Genomic DNA, 15,446 nt, shown 5'->3' on the forward strand with positions numbered 1-15,446 from the left:
GACCGCATGACCCTGCGGGAGCTGGTGATCGCCTATTTCCAATATCCCGCCATCATGGGCTATCTGGCCAGCGCGTTCGTGGCGATCGGGCTCTTTTTTCTTTATCCCGCGCCGCTCATGCCGACGCTTGCGGCAATCGGTGTCTCGCTGATGGTCTACCCGCTGGTCTGGTACTGCCTGCACCGCTGGGTGCTGCACAGCCGCTGGATGTTCAAGGTGCCGCTGCTCGCCGCGACCTGGAAGCGCATCCATTATGATCACCACCAGGATCCGAATCGACTCGAGATCCTTTTCGGCGCGCTCCACACCACCTTGCCGACGATCGCGATCGCAACCGCGCCGCTCGGCTATTGGTTCGGTGGCGTCGGCGGCGCGCTGGCGGCCTTCGCCACCGGCCTGCTGACGACCTGCTTTTATGAGTTCTGCCATTGCATCCAGCATCTGGCCTACAAGCCGAAGAACAAGATGCTCGTCGAGATGAAGGCGCGGCACATGGCGCATCATTTCCATGATGAGCGCGGCAATTTCGGCATCACCAACTATTTCTGGGATCGGCTGTTCGGCACCTATTACGAGCGGATCGAGAAGGACAAGAAGAGCGAGACGGTATTCAACCTGGGCTATACGCCCGAGGTCGCCGAGCGTTATCCGCAGGTGGCGCGCCTGTCGGGCGGTGTCGCCACTGGTCACCCCAGCCAGCGTATCCCGCACTAAGGCGGGCCCGGATGCCCGTCACGATCCGTCCCGTCACCGGCAAGGCGGAGCGGAAGCGCTTCGTCGAGCTGGCCTATAAGCTCAATGCCGGCGATCCCAACTGGGTACCGCCGCTGCGTATCGAAGCGCTCGAGCTCGTCACACCGGGTAAGAACCCCTTCTACGAACATGCCGACCAGCAGCTGTTTCTCGCCGAACGCGACGGCACGCTGGTCGGGCGGATATCGGCGCATATCGATCACCTCTGGCTGGCGATGCCCGCCGAGCAAGGCGGGGGGCCCGGCATCGGCAATTGGGGCCTGCTCGAAGCGGTCGATCAGGAGGTCGCCTCCGCGTTGATCGCCGCCGCCGAGGACTGGCTGCGCGCCAGGGGCATGACCAGCGCAATGGCGCCGCTCAGCTGCTCGATCTGGGAGGAGCCCGGCCTGCTCGTGCAGGGGCATGATCATCCGCCGACGATCATGATGGGGCATGCCAGTGCCGCCTATCAGGGCTGGGTCGAAGCGCTGGGCTATGGCGGGATCAAGGACCTGCTCTGCTACGAGCTCGATATCACCCAGAATTTCCCGCCACTGCTGCAGCGGATCATAGCCTCGGGTGAGCGCAACCCGCGCATCACAATCCGCAAGGTCGACAAGAGTCGCTTCGACGAGGAGGCCTCGCTTCTCTTGTCAATTCTCAACGATGCCTGGTCGGACAATTGGGGCTTCGTCCCGATCACGCCGAATGAGATCGCCTATACCGCGAAGAAGCTGAAGACGGTGGTGTTCGAGGATCTGGTCCGCATCGCCGAGGTGGAAGGCGAGCCGGTCGCATTCATGCTGACCTTGCCCGACCTCAACGAGACCATCGCGGATCTCGACGGACGGCTCTTTCCGTTCGGCTGGGCGAAGCTGCTGTGGCGCCTCCGGCGGCCGCAAGTGCGCACGATGCGCGTGCCGCTGATGGGCGTCGCGCGGAAGCTTCAGGCGACCCGCCTGGCCAGCCAGCTCGCTTTCATGATGATCGAATATATCCGCCGCGATTCGGTCGCCGACTATGGCGCGACCCGGGCCGAGATCGGCTGGATCCTGGAGAATAATCAAGGCATGCGGTCGATCGCCGAGGCGGTGAACGGCAAGGTGAACAAGGTCTACCGGATCTATTCCAAGGCTCTTTGACGGGAAACGGCCGTGTCGCTGCAAAGCTGGTGGATATTCGTCTGCGCGACCTTCCTGATCTCGGCGATGCCGGGGCCGAACATGCTGCACGTCATGAGCCAGGGGATGCGCCATGGGCTTCCCCGCGCATCGTTCACCATGGCGGGCTGCATGCTCGCATTACTCTCCCTGTTCGGCCTTTCGGCGATGGGGATGAGCGCGCTGCTCTCGGCACTGCCGCAACTGCTTACCGCGATAAAGATCGCGGGGGCGCTCTACCTGATCTGGATAGGGATCAAGGCGTGGCGCGACGACAGCCCGCCGATCGACATCGATAGCGGTGACATCGAACCTGCGCGGAAGACCCGGGCCGAGCTGTTTCGCGCGGGCTTCCTGATCAGCGTCAGCAACCCCAAGGCGGTGATCTTCGCGGCCGCCTTCTTCCCGCAATTCGTCAGCCCGGCTTTGCCGAAGGCTCCGCAATTCGCGATCCTGCTCATCACTTTTGTGGTGATCGAGATGAGCTGGTACCTGACCTATGCGACCGGCGGGCGCACCCTTGCCCGTTTCATGCGAGAGGCGCGCTGGCAGCGGCTGTTCAATCGCGCCACCGGCGGGCTTTTCATCATATTCGGCCTGTCGCTGCTCGCGTGGCGCCAGAAATGAAGGAGAGACCGATGACGATCGACGATATCGACGACAGGATCGCCGCCGCCGCCTTTCGCCGGCTGGTCCGCCACCTCCAGCATCGCGATGATGCGCAGAATGTCGACCTGATGGGCCTCGCGGGCTTCTGCCGCAATTGCCTGTCGGACTGGGTCGGCGATGCGGCGGCGGGCAGCCTCGACAAGGAGGCGGCGCGCGAGGCGGTCTATGGGATGCCCTATTCCGAATGGAAGGCGCAGCAGCCGCCCGCTACGCCGGAACAGCTCGCGAAGATGGACGCGAGCGTGGCGAAGAACCGCCAGCAGTAATCTTGGCGGCGTGCTGCTCCGCTAAGAAACGAAACTCACCGACCAGCGGGCGAAGGCGAGCCAGGTTTCGGTCTGCCAGGTCGCCAGCCGGAAGATCTGCGAAGCGATCATGATGCCGCCGCCGATCGCTGTCGCGCGGTGAATGCGGCCCTTCTGCTTATAATCCCAGGCGATCAGCGCGACGAGGAACAGGTCGCTGAAACCGAACAGTACCACCGGCCCGGGGATGAAAGCGGGCAAGGGCATGCGTCCGAAGCCCGGGCTGGTCATTTCCATCATCGCGATCATCATCAGCCGCTTGTGGGTCTGCGAATCGCGGCGCTTGACCAGCGCCCAGCCGATCAGCCCGGCATAGACCGGTACGGCGAGGAGCGGGATCGACAGCCAGCTGAGCGGCGGAACCATCGGCGGGCCGGAGGCGCGTATGACCTGATAGAGGCTGGCCAGTGTGCCGACCACGATCATCGCGGGCAGCATCGCGACAGCGGTCAGGCCAAGTCTCCGGTGAATGTCGGGCCGGCCGTTGGTCACCAGCAGCGTCTGGACCAGAAAGAGCAGCATCCAGGCGGTGAACAGCACGCCGTGAAGGTGCATCAGCGGGGTTATCGATGGCAGCGGAAAAGCAGCTGGGACGACGCCGCGCATATAATAGCTCGGCGCGAAGCCGGCCACGATCGACAGGACCATCGTGATCGCCATCGCGGCGTAGAATTTTCGTTCGGACGATACCGCCCTGGTTCGCCCCTGAACCTTTGTCGCCATGGTTCACTCTCCGCCGTTTCGCGCAACGCTCCCTATTACAAGGGGGTAACACGGAGCGGTTGCGCAATCACCTTAATGTGATCCAGGTCGGCGCATGGTCGCTCGCCTTTTCGAGCGCGCGCGTATCCTTGTCGACCCCGGCACCGGTCAGCCGGTCGGCGGCGGCGGGGCTCAGCATCAGATGATCGATGCGGAAGCCCGCGTCGCGTTGCCACGCTCCAGCCTGATAGTCCCAGAAGGTATAGACCGGCCCGTGCGGATGGATGGTGCGCACCGCATCGGTCCAGCCGGCGTTGCACAGGCGGCGGAAGGCCGATCGGCTCTCAGGCTGGGTCAGCGCATCGGCCGCCATCGCGCGTTCCGAAAACACGTCGTCGGTAGATGGCGTGGGAATGACATTATAGTCGCCCGCCAGCACGACCGGCATTTCGCTGGCCCAGAGGCCGGCGGCGTGATCGATCAGCTTGTCGAACCAGGCGAGCTTGTAATCGAACTTGGGCCCCGGCACCGGATTGCCGTTGGGCAGGTAGATCGATCCGACGATCACGCCGTTTATCTCGGCTTCGATATAACGGCTGAGGGTCGGATCGGGATCGTCGGGCAGGCCCTTGAGCCGCGCGACCGGCTGCGCGCCCTTGGCCAGGATGGCGACGCCGTTGAAGCCCTTCTGCCCATGCCAGATCGCGCCATAGCCCGCCGCTTCGATATCGGCGATCGGGAAGGTCTCATCGGAGGTCTTGATCTCCTGCAGGCAGGCGACGTCGGGCGCCTTCTGCTCGAGCCATTCGATCAGGCGGGGAAGACGGGCCTTGATCCCGTTGATGTTGAAGGTCGATATCTTCATGGGGCGGGGATAGCGCGCCCTACGCGCCGCGTCACCCGCTCATGACCGTGATCAGACCGAGAAGCTCGATCCGCAGCCGCAGCCCGAGGCCGCATTGGGATTGGTCACCTGAAAGGCTGCGCCGCCCAGCGACTCGACATAATCGACCGCGCCGCCGCGGACGAGGTCGAGGCTCATCGGATCGACCACCAGCGACACGCCGTCGCGGATGGTGACAACATCGTCGTCGGCCGGAGCTTCGGCGAGCTCGAACTTATACTGGAAACCCGCGCAGCCGCCGCCGTCTATCGCCAGCCGCAGGATCGCCGGCTTGCCGGTCTTCTTGGCTATTATCGCCACTCGCGCGGCGGCGGATGGGGTCAGGTCGATCTCGGCCTGCTGGATGTCTGGCTGTGCGTTCATGCCGTGAAGATAAGCTTCAAAGGGGCCGCCGACAATGCCGACGACCCCTTTCCCGTCTTTATTCGATGAATCTCAGTCCTCGGGACCGCCCAGCGCGACGTCGGCGGAGCCTTCCTTCATCGCGATCAGATAATCGGCCGACTGCAGGAAGGGCATCGGATTGACGGCGCGGCCGTCGATGCGGACTTCATAATGGAGATGGTTGCCGGTCGAACGGCCCGTCGAGCCGACATAGCCGATCAGGTCGCCGCGCTTGATGCGGTCGCCATGGCGAGCGGCAATGCGCGACATATGGCCATAACGGGTGGCGATGCCCTTGCCGTGGTCGATCTGGACCATGTTGCCATAGCCGCCGAACCACTCGGCGCGGTCGACTACGCCGTCGGCGGTCGCATAGATCGGGGTGCCGCTGCGCGACGCGAGGTCGATGCCGGCATGCATCGCGGCCGACCCGGCGAAGGGATCGGAGCGGACGCCGAATGAGCTCGACAGGGTGAAATTGGCGATCGGCAGGATCGAGGGGATCGAGATCGCACCGTTGTTCATCGCGTCCAGTTTCTTCCACGACTGGAACAGCGCATGGAACTGAGCGGCGCCGCGAGCGTTATCCGAAAGTTCCCCGCCCTGTGCCAGTGCGGGCGAGACCGACGACGCGAGCAGCAGTGCTGCAGCGAGCAGCTTCGTGCGGGTCGATGACAGCGATTTGGCGGCAAGGCGCAGCCCGGCAGAAACAACATTGGCCAGAAAGTGCATAATTCCCCCGCGACCGGAACGATCCCAACCGAAACATCCGGTCGGGCCCTGTTTAGCCGCGGTCAGGAATAGCCCCCCCTTCTGCGACAAAGTTTGTGTGAGAAAGATCACAAGGCGCGGCAACCCCGGCCATCATCTCTTTCGTCAGACCGGCTTTCGCACGGGATGAGTCGTTGAACGGCGGCTTAATGGTGCCCCGAAAATGTCGACGAACCTGTAATTGCCAGTTTTGCACGCAATCGATTCGCTCGCGGTCGCACAAGAATCTGAACCATTCGACCCCGGCTGCAACATGACCAATCTCGTCCTCGGCGATGCGGCGCAATATCCGCCCCGACCTCATATCGTCCGCTGCTTCGAAACGGCTTATCAATGAGGGGGTTACGTCCAGTCCGCGGGCTTCGAGGACCATCGGAACGACCGCCAGCCGGGCCAGCGGATCGGCCGCCGTCGTCTCCGCCGCCTCCCATAAACCGTCATGGGCAGGCAGGTCGCCATAGCGTGCGCCATATGCATTCAGCCGTCTTTCGAGCAGCGCGAAGTGCATCGCTTCCTCGGCGCCGACCTTCATCCACTGGTCGACGAATCGATGCGGAAAGGACGCGCCGAACCGCCCGATCAGATCGAAGGCGAGATCGATAGCGACATATTCGATGTGCGCCAGCGCGTGCAGCATCGCGATCCGCGCACGGGCCGAACCGGCGCGGCCGCGCCTGGGCATGCGCGACGGCGGCAGCAGCGGCGGCCGATCGCTCCGCGCCGGACGATCGGGCATCGGCGTGGTGAAGGCCCAGTCGAGTCGCCCCAGCCGCCAGTCGCGTGCAGCCTGGCGCGCAGCCTTTACCTTGGCGAGCGGATCGGCCTCGTCGAGCACCGAGCGGCAGGCGGACGAAACGTCGTCCCGGCGGAGGCCGGGGCCGCCGCCTTCCTCGGTCGGCTCAGTTGGTTGCGGCAAGGTCATCTTCGATCTCTGGCGGCCCCGGCCTCCCGGGGGCGACGGTGAAATCCCGAAACGCCCCGTCGAGCGCGAGGATCGAGCGGACATGCCGGCGCGCCACTTCGAGGCGGTCGTCGCCATAGCCACCGCCGAGCACGCTGGCGAGGGGAATGTCGCCGCCCCGCGCCTGCGCCATGACGAAACGGTCGCGGGCCCGCAGCCCATCGTCGCTGAGCGCGAGGCGGCCGAGCTTGTCGTCGCGATGCGGATCCACGCCGGCTTGGTAGAGGATGATGTCAGGCCCGAAACCAGCGATGGCGGCAGGCAGATGATCGGCGAGTGCCGCCAGATAGGCGTCGTCGCCCATCGCGTCGGCCAGGCCGAGATCGAAGCTGGAGCGCGCCTTGCGGGTCGGAAAGTTCTTCTCGGCATGGATCGAGAAGGTGAAGATATCGGCGCGGCCGCCGAGCAGCGCCGCGGTGCCGTCGCCTTGGTGCACGTCGAGATCCACGATCATAACCCGCCGCGCGTCGCCCTCGGCGATCAGCCGGTTGGCGGCGATGGCGAGATCGTTGAAGACGCAATATCCGGCTCCCGTCTCGGCCAGCGCATGGTGACTGCCGCCCGCGCTATTCGCGGCATAACCGTGCGCGAGGGCAAGCTTCGCCGCGAGCCAGGTTCCGCCGGGGGCAAGGAACGCGCGCCGCGTCACCCGCTCGGTGACGGGAAAGCCGATCCGCCGCGTCTTGTCGGGTGGCACCCGGCTCTCGGCCACCTCGGCGACATAAGCGGGATCGTGGAGCGCCTCGATCCATATTCGGGGCATCGGTTCGGGCTCGTGCAGCCGGTGCGGCGTGCCCGTTTCGGCCAGCGCAATCATCACCAGGCCATATTTGTCGAAGCTGAACGTGCTGCCCGGCTGCGCCGGAGAAACATAATAAGGATGATGCACGAGCTGGAGCATCTTGCCACGCTAGCCGCTTTTACCGATGGAAGGCCATGAGCGAAGAATTTGTCCGTCCCGATGTCCGAGCGTTTCTCGACGACCTCAACCGCCGCGAAGGCCCCAGAACCCACGAGGTCGAGCCCGCGACCGCGCGCCAGATGGCGGCCCGGCTGCGCGCGATCGCCGATGTGGACAGCCCTGACATTGCGACGCGCGAGGATCTCTACATCGCCGCGCCCGACGGCCGCTCCATCCCGGCGCGCTTCTATGATGCGCGCAAGCGGCGCGATGAGGGGCCGCTGATCGTGTTCTTCCATGGCGGCGGCTTCGTCGTCGGCGATCTCGATATCTATGATGCCGCCTGCGCCGATATCGCGATCGGGCTCGATCTGCCGCTGCTGTCGATCGATTACCGGCTCGCGCCCGAATGCCCGTGGCCCGGAGCGCCGGACGACTGCGAGGTCGCGGCGCGCTGGGTGGCGGAGCAGGGGGTTTTGTTCGGGCGCAGCTTCAATTCGATCGCCTTCGCCGGGGACAGCGCCGGCGGCACGTTGTCGATCGTCACCGCGATGGCGCTGCGCAACCATCCCGCGGCGCTCCCCGTGATCGCGCTCTGGGCGCTCTATCCGGCGGTCGACCTGCGCAAGCGTTACCCATCGACCGAACGGCTGGGCGAAGGCTATATGCTCAGCCTCGATACACTGCGCTGGTTCAACGATCATTATGCGCCGGATTTCGGGCATTGGCGGGCGTCGCCCCGGCTCGGCGACCAGCGCGGCATGCCGCCGGCGCTTGTCGTCGCGGCGACGCTCGATCCGCTGCTCGATCAGGCGCGCGCCTATGCGATGGCATGTATCGAGGCGGGGGTGCCGACCGAATATCGCGAGGCAAAGGGCAATATCCACGGCTGGCTCACGCTGCGCCGGGCGATCCCCTCGTCGCAGCAGGACCTGCGCGGCTGTCTTGGCGCCTTCCGCACGATGATCGAGGAATATCGCCCATGAAACCTCAACTCCCCTATCGCCCTGCCGCGGCGATCATGCTGCTCAACGGTGAGGACAAGGTGTTCGTCGCCCAGCGGATCGATAGCTCGCTCGAAGCGTGGCAGATGCCACAGGGCGGGCTCGACCCCGGCGAGAATCCCGAAGCCGGCGCGCTGCGCGAGCTGGAGGAAGAAACGGGCATCCCGCCGCGTCTCGTCGAGATATTGGGCCGTGCGCCCGATGTGCTGCTCTACGATCTGCCGCCCGAACTGAGGGGCAAGATCTGGGGCGGCAAATATCGGGGGCAGGCGCAGCATTGGTTCGTCGCCCGCTTCCTCGGTCGCGACGAAGATATCAATCTTGAAACCCCCGAACCCGAATTCCGCGCCTGGAAATGGGCCGATGCCGGCGAACTGGTCGACCTGATCGTCCCGTTCAAGAAAGTGCTATATGCACAGGTGGTCGAGGCGTTCGGGGAATATCTGCCGAGGAAATAGCCGTCAGAGCGCCTGCGCTGCCGCCAGCACCTCTTCGGCGTGGCCCTTGACCTTCACCTTGCGCCAGATGCGCGCGATCCTGCCGTCCTTGCCGATCAGGAAGGTCGCGCGATCGATGCCCATATAGTTGCGGCCGTAGAGGGTCTTCTCGATCCAGGTGCCATAGGCTTCGCAGATACTGTCGTCGCTGTCCGAGGCCAGGCTGACCTTCAGCCCATATTTGTCGATGAACTTCTGGTGCCTGGCCGGCTTGTCTTTCGAGACGCCGATGATCGTCGCCCCGGCCCCGGCGAATTCGCCGGCGAGCGCGGTGAAAGCCTTTGCTTCGGTGGTGCAGCCCGGCGTGTCGTCCTTGGGGTAGAAATAGAGGACGAGAATCTTGCCCGCCTGATCGGCGATGCTCGTCGCGCTGCCGTCGGGCAGCGGCAGTGTCACGTTCGGGGCCTTGTCGCCATCTTTCAGCATCGTCTGTCTCCCAGGGGTGGACGATCTTTAGGATGACCGGGCGGCGAAGTTCAACAGCCGCGCGCGGCGGGCTCGCCGATCACGCTGGTCCAGGCGTGATCGACCGTCGCCCGCGCCGCCGCATAGCCGGCAACCAGCGCGTCCCAATCATCGAAGCCGCAGGCCAGGGCGATCACCGGGCGCTGCCCGGGCGCGGGCTCGTGGCAATGATGCGACAACAGGCGCAGCACGATCAGCATCCGGCTCAGCGTCTCATGCGCCGCTATAACCGCGGCATCCATCAATCCGGCGCTGACCTGCGACCGGATCGCGGTGCGCAGGCGCGGATGGATGCCGACATGCTGGTCGAGCTGGCGGACATGAACCGCGAATTCGAGATCGACCAGTCCGCCCGGCAGCAGCTTCACGTCGAAAGGCCCGCGCGGCGGCTTATGCCTTGCAATCTCTCCGCGCATCTTCACCGCATCGCGCAGCAGCGCGTCGCGGTCGCGTGGCGCGCGCAGCCGCTGGTTGATGATGGACTTCACTTCGCGCCGGGCGTCTTCGGAGCCATAGACCGGCCGTGCGCGGGTCAGCGCCATATGCTCCCAAGTCCAGGCATTATCGCTATGATAGCGGCGGTAGGTGTCGGTCGAGCAGGCAAGCAGACCCTTCGCCCCCCAGGGCCGCAGCCGCGTGTCGATCTCATAGAGCGGGCCGAGGGTGGTCACGGTCGACATCGCGGTGGTGATCTGCTGCGCGACCCGGCTGAAATATTCATTCGCGTCGAGCGGCTTGCGGCCATCGCTGCTCGCCCGATAGTCGCCGGTGAACAGATAGATGATGTCGAGGTCCGAGACATCGGTGAGCGACCGCCCGCCGAAGCGGCCGAGCGCGAGGATCACCAACTCGGCACCGGGAACGACGCCGTGATTTTCCTTCATCCGCGCGAGCACGTCATCGGCCATGGTTCGCAGGCCGGCCTCGGCCAGATCGCAAGTGGCGATGGCGATGTCGAGCGCGTCGTCGGTGGCTTCCAGCATCTGAAGGCCGAGGCCGAAGCGATAGCCGCTGAGCGCCTGCGCGACGCGGAGATGCCCGGCCGCGCGGTCGCCGCCGCTGACGAGCAGCCGGAATTCGGCGTCGAGGTCGGCGGGCGCGGGGAGTGGCGCATAGGCGCTGCTGTCGATCAGCCGGCGGATCAGATCGGGCTGCGCGATCAGGTGACGTGACAGTGTCGGTGCTTGCCCGAGCAGGCAGAGCAGTGACTTAAGCAGTGACGGCCGCGCCCGCAGCGGGCCGAACAGCACGATGTCGGCCGGCAGGCGGCAGACGATCTCGTCGAGCGCGGCCAGCGCTGCGTCGGGATCCTCGAAGCGTTCGAGCTCGTCGATCAGCATCGGTAGCACGGCGGTCAGCGCGCGCTTTTCGGACGCACGCTGGAGCACACCGGGCATGCCACGCTGCCATTCCTGAAGCCGGCGGGCGGCTGTGATCGGGTCGGCGAAGCCAGCGTCGATCAGCCGGACCTCGATCCCGTTGCGCACCCCCGGATAGAGCAGCGCGCACAGGTCGCGCGCCAGCCGGTCGTGAAGCCGCGTGGCGTCGGCGCGGATCGGGGCGAGGGTGGCAAGCAGCTCGGCCGCCGCCGCGACCGCGCCGTCGAAGCCATTGCCGGTCAGCAGCAGGCTCGACAGCGGCGCCAGGATCGCCTCGGCCTGAACGAACGCGCTTTCCAACCCGGCATGGGCCGCGTCGAAAGCGCGCCGCATCGGGGGCTGGAGCGTTGCGGGGGCAGCGAGGCTGTCGATCAGGTCTGCGGCCAATATGGCGAATTCGTCGAGCTGCGCGAACAGCATGTCGATCCGCTCGCCGCCCGACTGGATACGCAGGGTGGCGCAGCGGCGCTCAAGCTCGGCAAGCAGCGAGGCCGGGGGAATGGGCTTATCGGCGGCACGGCGCGGACCTGCCTCGGCCAGAGCCGTAAGCATCGGATCGTGCTTCATGCCCCAATGGGCCAGAAGAGTGGGGGCGCCCCGATACGCTGGGGCGCCCTTTCGATGAATACAACCATCGATGTTTCTCACGCTACGCAACACACACTTGATGAATGCGGTGATAGCGCGAGTTCTTTAAATCGGCGTGCCTTAGACTGGTTAAAATCCCGGGAACCGTCTTTTGTCTAAAAATAGTTCCAAAGCCGGAATATTCCCGAGAAATGGGTATTTTCTGAGCCTACTGCGCCGTCGAGACGCGCTTCCACTCGGCGGCGATCAATGCGCGCGCCCTTTCATATGCCTTAACCAGCGACTCCCAGTCGGGCTGGCCACAGGTGCGCGCGACGAGCGGCTGCGACGCCGCCGGGGGCTCGGCCGAGGCGGGCGAGATGAGCCGCAGCGTTACCAGCATCCGCGTCATCAGCTCATGCGCCGGGATCGTCTCGGGATCGATGAGCCCCTGCCCGGCGAGGGCGCGCATCGCGCTACGCAGTTTCGGATCGAAGCCGATCCGGTGGCGCAACTGCAGCAGGTGGACGGTGAATTCGGCATCGATCAGCCCACCCTCGACCAGCTTGACGTCGAACGGGCCTTTGGCCGGCTTGTGCCTGGCGATGTCGCCACGCATCTTCACGACGTCGGCGGTGAGCGCCGCCGGATCGCGGTCGCGACCCAATGTCGCGGCGATGATCGCGTCGACCTCGGCGCGCGCCGCCGCCGATCCGAAGACCGTTCGCGCACGGGTCAGCGCCATATGCTCCCAGGTCCAGGCGCTCTTGCGCTGATATTGCTCGAAGCTGTCGACCGATACGGCGAGCGGACCTTGCGCGCCCGATGGGCGCAGCCGCGTGTCGACTTCATAGAGCGGCCCCGACGCGGTCGGCACCGACAATGCTCCCGATATGCGTTGGGCGAGCCGGTTGAAATAGGTGGTCGCGCCAAGCGGCTTGCGGCCGTCGGACTCTGGCATGAAATCGCCGGTGAACAGATAGATGATGTCGAGGTCGGACGCGTGGGTGAGCGCTCCGCCGCCGAGCCGCCCGAGCGCGATCACCACCAATTCGCCGCCGGGCACCCGGCCATGGGTCTGCTCGAACTCGGCGATCGTCGCCCGCGCCAGCACGTCGAAGGCGGCTTCGGCGACCCGGGCATAGCCCTGCGCCACATCGATGGGATCGGCGACGCTCTCGATCAGCTGGACGCCGAGCGCGAAGCGGCGCTCGCCGACGCGCTGGCGGACGAGGTCGAGCAGTTGCTCATAGCTGTCGCTGCGTTCTGCGATGGCGAACTCCTCGACCAGAACCTCGAAAGGCGGCGGCGGCGCGAGCGCGGTCGAATCGATCAGCCCGTCAAGCAGCGCGGGGCGGCGGCTCAGCGCCTGCGACAGGGTAGGCGCATGGCTCAGTACGTCGATCAGCGCGCGGGCGAGCGAAGGGCGAGCTTCCAGCAGGCGAAACAGATTGATCGCGCTGGGCAACCCCGCGACAAGATCATCGAAGCGATTGAGCGCGTCGTGCGGCGACGGGGCTTTGCCCAGTGCGGCGACGAGCGTGGGCAGCATCGCCTCCAGCGCGGCCTGCGCTATCGGGGTGCGCAGCGACCGGCTCTTGCCGTCGCGCATATTGTCGATGCGCTGGCGTGCCGCGGCGGCGTCGCTGAAGCCGGCATCGGCCAGCGCCGCCTCAAGTTTTTCGGTCTGGACCGGGAGCCGTTCCTCGCCGTCATGATCGAGCCCGTCATAGGCGGCGCCGACCAGTTCGATCGGCGTACGCAGCAGATCGATCAGCGCGGCGCCGTCGTCCAGACCGTGCAGCCGTGCGACATTGTCGAGTGCTTCGGATTGCTTGGGCAGCCGATGGGTCTGGTGGTCGTCGACCATCTGCAATCGGTGCTCGATCGTGCGGTAGAGGCGATAGGCGTCACTTAACTGTCCTGCGAGGCCCGCATCGATTCGTCCGGCTTCGCCCAGCGCCTTGAGCGCGTCGAGTGTTGCCGGCACGCGAAGCTGCGGCTCGCGGCCGCCATGGATGAGCTGGTGGATCTGCGCGAAGAACTCGACTTCGCGGATGCCGCCGCGTCCGCGCTTCAGGTCATAGCCGGGGCCGAGAATCTGGCCCTGCGCATAATGGTCGCGGATGCGGCGCGAAATCTGGCGGATTTCCTGGACTGCTCCGAAATCGATGGTCCGCCGCCAGACGAAAGGACGGATCGCGTCGAGGAAGCCCTGGCCGAGCGCGATGTCCCCGGCGGCGGCGCGCGCGCGGATGAAGGCGGCGCGTTCCCACGGCAGCGCCGCCGATTCATAATAGCTCAGCGCGGCGTCGATCGGCAGCGCGAGCGGCGATACCTCCGGCGACGGGCGCAGTCGCAGGTCGACGCGGAAGACATAGCCATGCTCATCACGATTCTGGAGCAGCTCGACGACCCGCCGTGCGATCCGCACCGCCGCCTCGACCGGTTCCTCGCGTGGGCGATGCGGCAGCGTCTCTGGATCGAAGATCAGGATCGGATCGATGTCCGAAGAATAGTTGAGCTCCCGGCTGCCATGCTTGCCCAGCGCGAGCGCGGCGAAACCCCTAGGTTCGGCATCGGGTGTGCGCTCGATAATCGCTGCGCGGATCGCGCGATCCAGTGCATGATCAGCGAACGCCGAGAGATGCTCGACCACTTCTTCGAGCGACGCGATGCCGGCGAGGTCGGCAAGGGCGGTCGCGAGCGATAATTTTTGCCGCTGCAGGCGCAGCGTGACGCCGGTGTCGGGCGATTCCACTGCCGCGAACCCATCCCGAATCGCGTGGGCCAGCCCCCGATCGCGGACCGCCGCGACGGTATCGGGATGGCGCTCGGCAAGGCTTGCCAGAAATGGCGAAAATGCGCCGATCCGGCGCAAAGTGTCGGAAAAGACAGCAATATTCGCGCGCGAATTCATCGCGCTCGGCATAGGCGATTCGTACGGGAGTGCAACATCGGGATACTTGCGCCGACTGCGGCGTTATAATCGCATGGAAAAGCGGAGCTCCTCTTATATGGCATCGAATGCCCGGATCGCTCAGTCGGCGACGATCAGTGCGCCTGCCCGACATGAGGGCATCGGCAATGCGTTGCGCGCCGCCTTCGACCCTGAAAATTACGGCTTGTCGGACGAGTTCAGCCGGTTGCTCAAGAAGCTCGACCGCTAACCGCTCCCGATACATGCCGGAACGCAAAAGCGCCGCGCTGAACCTGGTTCAGCGCGGCGCTTTGCTATTCGGCCGCAGGCAAGCCAGACGTCTATTCCTTGCTGAGGAATTCGACGTCGGCCATGATCTGCTGAAGGGTCGTGGTCGATGGATCGGTCTTGTGGTCGCGGCGCGAGGGCAGTTGGCCATGGTCGAGCAGCTGCTCGAGGGCGGCGCGGCCCCGGGCGACGCGGCTCTTGATCGTGCCGACCGCGCATCCGCAGATATCCGCGGCTTCCTCATAAGCGAAGCCGCCCGCGCCGACCAGGATCAGCGCCTCGCGCTGGGGTTGCGGCAAATGGAGCAGCGCTCGTTGCATGTCGGCCAGCTCGATATGGCGATCCTGTGATGCAGGGGCCGCGAGCAGTTTGTCGGCGGCATGCTGATCCCACTCGCCACGGAAGCGGGCACGCCGCATTTGCGACAGGAACAGGTTGCGCAGGATGATGAACGTCCAGGCGCGCATGTTGGTGCCGGCCTGGAAACGCTGCCGCGCCGCCCATGCCTTCATCAGCGTTTCCTGGACAAGATCATCGGCAAGGTCGCGATTGCCCGACAGCGAGCGGCCAAAGGCGCGAAGATGGGGAATGACGCGAGCGAGCTCGGTCTTGAACTCGTCATCGGACAAGGCGACCAGTTCGGCAGCCGGCGCCTCCGCACCTGCGTCGTCCCGATCATCATCGTTCATATGCTTTGTTGTCCCGCTGTGAGAATATGCCGTTGGCCGTCTTTTGGTCATTAGCATAAACTGTTCCCATCACTCTTGATGCCCCGGACTTGGGTGTCCGTTGCAGTGGTAGAACGATGGGAACCTAGACCGGTTCCAATAAAACCGG

General features: G+C 65.2%; 17 protein-coding genes. 7 read left to right on the forward strand and 10 right to left on the reverse strand.

Features of this window, described 5'->3' with window-relative positions:
* Positions 1-6 precede the first annotated feature (6 nt).
* The 4 genes from WP12_RS07345 to WP12_RS07360 are packed head-to-tail and all read left to right on the forward strand — an operon-like array spanning position 7 to position 2,827.
* The gene (locus WP12_RS07345) at positions 7-714 is read left to right on the forward strand and encodes a sterol desaturase family protein (protein WP_084691024.1); all 708 of its coding nucleotides are present in this window, start codon (positions 7-9) and stop codon (positions 712-714) included.
* A gap of 11 nt (positions 715-725) precedes the next feature.
* Positions 726-1,874, forward strand: coding sequence for a hypothetical protein (locus WP12_RS07350; RefSeq protein ID WP_046193042.1), 1,149 nt, complete (start codon positions 726-728; stop codon positions 1,872-1,874).
* Positions 1,875-1,886: 12 nt separating this feature from the next.
* Complete coding sequence (locus WP12_RS07355; protein WP_046193043.1) at positions 1,887-2,519, forward strand: LysE family translocator; 633 nt, start codon at positions 1,887-1,889, stop codon at positions 2,517-2,519.
* 11 nt (positions 2,520-2,530) lie between these two features.
* Positions 2,531-2,827: a DUF1244 domain-containing protein gene (locus WP12_RS07360; protein WP_046193102.1), complete on the forward strand. Its 297-nt coding sequence runs from the start codon at positions 2,531-2,533 to the stop codon at positions 2,825-2,827.
* Between the two features lie 21 nt (positions 2,828-2,848).
* Here WP12_RS07360 and WP12_RS07365 read toward each other — a convergent pair whose 3' ends face one another.
* The 6 genes from WP12_RS07365 to WP12_RS07390 form a co-directional block, all read right to left on the reverse strand.
* A complete protein-coding gene (locus WP12_RS07365; RefSeq protein WP_152663922.1) occupies positions 2,849-3,589 on the reverse strand; it encodes a hypothetical protein in 741 nt (246 codons plus the stop codon).
* A 67-nt stretch (positions 3,590-3,656) separates the two neighbouring features.
* Positions 3,657-4,433, reverse strand: coding sequence for an exodeoxyribonuclease III (gene xth / locus WP12_RS07370; RefSeq protein WP_046193045.1), 777 nt, complete (start codon positions 4,431-4,433; stop codon positions 3,657-3,659).
* 51 nt (positions 4,434-4,484) lie between these two features.
* Positions 4,485-4,835 carry an iron-sulfur cluster insertion protein ErpA gene (gene erpA / locus WP12_RS07375; RefSeq protein WP_046193046.1) on the reverse strand — a complete coding sequence of 117 codons (351 nt, stop codon included), beginning with the start codon at positions 4,833-4,835 and terminating at the stop codon, positions 4,485-4,487.
* A 72-nt stretch (positions 4,836-4,907) separates the two neighbouring features.
* Positions 4,908-5,588: a M23 family metallopeptidase gene (locus WP12_RS07380; RefSeq protein ID WP_046193047.1), complete on the reverse strand. Its 681-nt coding sequence runs from the start codon at positions 5,586-5,588 to the stop codon at positions 4,908-4,910.
* Between the two features lie 52 nt (positions 5,589-5,640).
* Positions 5,641-6,549: a ferritin-like domain-containing protein gene (locus tag WP12_RS07385; RefSeq protein ID WP_200894473.1), complete on the reverse strand. Its 909-nt coding sequence runs from the start codon at positions 6,547-6,549 to the stop codon at positions 5,641-5,643.
* Entirely contained in the window at positions 6,527-7,489 is a 963-nt protein-coding gene (locus WP12_RS07390) for a histone deacetylase family protein (protein ID WP_046193048.1), read from the reverse strand. Before WP12_RS07390 ends, WP12_RS07385 begins: the two co-directional genes overlap by 23 nt.
* A gap of 35 nt (positions 7,490-7,524) precedes the next feature.
* Here WP12_RS07390 and WP12_RS07395 point away from each other — a divergent pair, with 35 nt between their 5' ends.
* Both WP12_RS07395 and WP12_RS07400 read left to right on the forward strand, forming a co-directional pair.
* Positions 7,525-8,475, forward strand: coding sequence for an alpha/beta hydrolase (locus tag WP12_RS07395; RefSeq protein ID WP_046193049.1), 951 nt, complete (start codon positions 7,525-7,527; stop codon positions 8,473-8,475).
* Positions 8,472-8,951 (forward strand): RNA pyrophosphohydrolase, encoded by a 480-nt coding sequence (locus WP12_RS07400; RefSeq protein WP_046193050.1) that lies wholly within the window; start codon positions 8,472-8,474, stop codon positions 8,949-8,951. Before WP12_RS07395 ends, WP12_RS07400 begins: the two co-directional genes overlap by 4 nt.
* A gap of 3 nt (positions 8,952-8,954) precedes the next feature.
* Here the strand turns inward: WP12_RS07400 and WP12_RS07405 are convergent, their stop codons facing one another.
* The 3 genes from WP12_RS07405 to WP12_RS07415 all read right to left on the reverse strand — a co-directional run bounded on the left by WP12_RS07405 (position 8,955) and on the right by WP12_RS07415 (position 14,321).
* Positions 8,955-9,416, reverse strand: coding sequence for a peroxiredoxin (locus WP12_RS07405; RefSeq protein WP_046193051.1), 462 nt, complete (start codon positions 9,414-9,416; stop codon positions 8,955-8,957).
* Between the two features lie 50 nt (positions 9,417-9,466).
* On the reverse strand, positions 9,467-11,401 hold the full coding sequence (locus WP12_RS07410) for a hypothetical protein (RefSeq protein ID WP_046193052.1): 1,935 nt from the start codon (positions 11,399-11,401) through the stop codon (positions 9,467-9,469).
* 229 nt (positions 11,402-11,630) lie between these two features.
* Positions 11,631-14,321 carry a bifunctional [glutamine synthetase] adenylyltransferase/[glutamine synthetase]-adenylyl-L-tyrosine phosphorylase gene (locus WP12_RS07415; protein ID WP_046193104.1) on the reverse strand — a complete coding sequence of 897 codons (2,691 nt, stop codon included), beginning with the start codon at positions 14,319-14,321 and terminating at the stop codon, positions 11,631-11,633.
* Between the two features lie 97 nt (positions 14,322-14,418).
* Here WP12_RS07415 and WP12_RS25225 point away from each other — a divergent pair, with 97 nt between their 5' ends.
* Positions 14,419-14,571 carry a hypothetical protein gene (locus WP12_RS25225; protein WP_160299182.1) on the forward strand — a complete coding sequence of 51 codons (153 nt, stop codon included), beginning with the start codon at positions 14,419-14,421 and terminating at the stop codon, positions 14,569-14,571.
* 91 nt (positions 14,572-14,662) lie between these two features.
* Here the strand turns inward: WP12_RS25225 and WP12_RS07420 are convergent, their stop codons facing one another.
* The gene (locus WP12_RS07420) at positions 14,663-15,298 is read right to left on the reverse strand and encodes a sigma-70 family RNA polymerase sigma factor (RefSeq protein WP_046193053.1); all 636 of its coding nucleotides are present in this window, start codon (positions 15,296-15,298) and stop codon (positions 14,663-14,665) included.
* Positions 15,299-15,446 lie beyond the last annotated feature (148 nt).

Origin of the sequence: Sphingomonas sp. SRS2 (assembly GCF_000971055.1) — a bacterium.
Lineage (GTDB): Bacteria > Pseudomonadota > Alphaproteobacteria > Sphingomonadales > Sphingomonadaceae > Rhizorhabdus.

What these genes read in the sequence shown, in the direction of transcription:
- WP12_RS07345 (WP_084691024.1), top strand. Translation starts at nt 7, where the DNA reads ATGACCCTGCGGGAGCTGGTGATCGCCTATTTCCAATATCCCGCCATC.
- WP12_RS07350 (WP_046193042.1), top strand. Translation starts at nt 726, where the DNA reads ATGCCCGTCACGATCCGTCCCGTCACCGGCAAGGCGGAGCGGAAGCGC.
- WP12_RS07360 (WP_046193102.1), top strand. Translation starts at nt 2,531, where the DNA reads ATGACGATCGACGATATCGACGACAGGATCGCCGCCGCCGCCTTTCGC.
- WP12_RS07365 (WP_152663922.1), bottom strand. Translation starts at nt 3,589, where the DNA reads ATGGCGACAAAGGTTCAGGGGCGAACCAGGGCGGTATCGTCCGAACGA.
- xth (WP_046193045.1), bottom strand. Translation starts at nt 4,433, where the DNA reads ATGAAGATATCGACCTTCAACATCAACGGGATCAAGGCCCGTCTTCCC.
- erpA (WP_046193046.1), bottom strand. Translation starts at nt 4,835, where the DNA reads ATGAACGCACAGCCAGACATCCAGCAGGCCGAGATCGACCTGACCCCA.
- WP12_RS07380 (WP_046193047.1), bottom strand. Translation starts at nt 5,588, where the DNA reads ATGCACTTTCTGGCCAATGTTGTTTCTGCCGGGCTGCGCCTTGCCGCC.
- WP12_RS07385 (WP_200894473.1), bottom strand. Translation starts at nt 6,549, where the DNA reads ATGACCTTGCCGCAACCAACTGAGCCGACCGAGGAAGGCGGCGGCCCC.
- WP12_RS07390 (WP_046193048.1), bottom strand. Translation starts at nt 7,489, where the DNA reads ATGCTCCAGCTCGTGCATCATCCTTATTATGTTTCTCCGGCGCAGCCG.
- WP12_RS07395 (WP_046193049.1), top strand. Translation starts at nt 7,525, where the DNA reads ATGAGCGAAGAATTTGTCCGTCCCGATGTCCGAGCGTTTCTCGACGAC.
- WP12_RS07400 (WP_046193050.1), top strand. Translation starts at nt 8,472, where the DNA reads ATGAAACCTCAACTCCCCTATCGCCCTGCCGCGGCGATCATGCTGCTC.
- WP12_RS07405 (WP_046193051.1), bottom strand. Translation starts at nt 9,416, where the DNA reads ATGCTGAAAGATGGCGACAAGGCCCCGAACGTGACACTGCCGCTGCCC.
- WP12_RS07410 (WP_046193052.1), bottom strand. Translation starts at nt 11,401, where the DNA reads ATGAAGCACGATCCGATGCTTACGGCTCTGGCCGAGGCAGGTCCGCGC.
- WP12_RS07415 (WP_046193104.1), bottom strand. Translation starts at nt 14,321, where the DNA reads ATGAATTCGCGCGCGAATATTGCTGTCTTTTCCGACACTTTGCGCCGG.
- WP12_RS25225 (WP_160299182.1), top strand. Translation starts at nt 14,419, where the DNA reads ATGGCATCGAATGCCCGGATCGCTCAGTCGGCGACGATCAGTGCGCCT.
- WP12_RS07420 (WP_046193053.1), bottom strand. Translation starts at nt 15,298, where the DNA reads ATGAACGATGATGATCGGGACGACGCAGGTGCGGAGGCGCCGGCTGCC.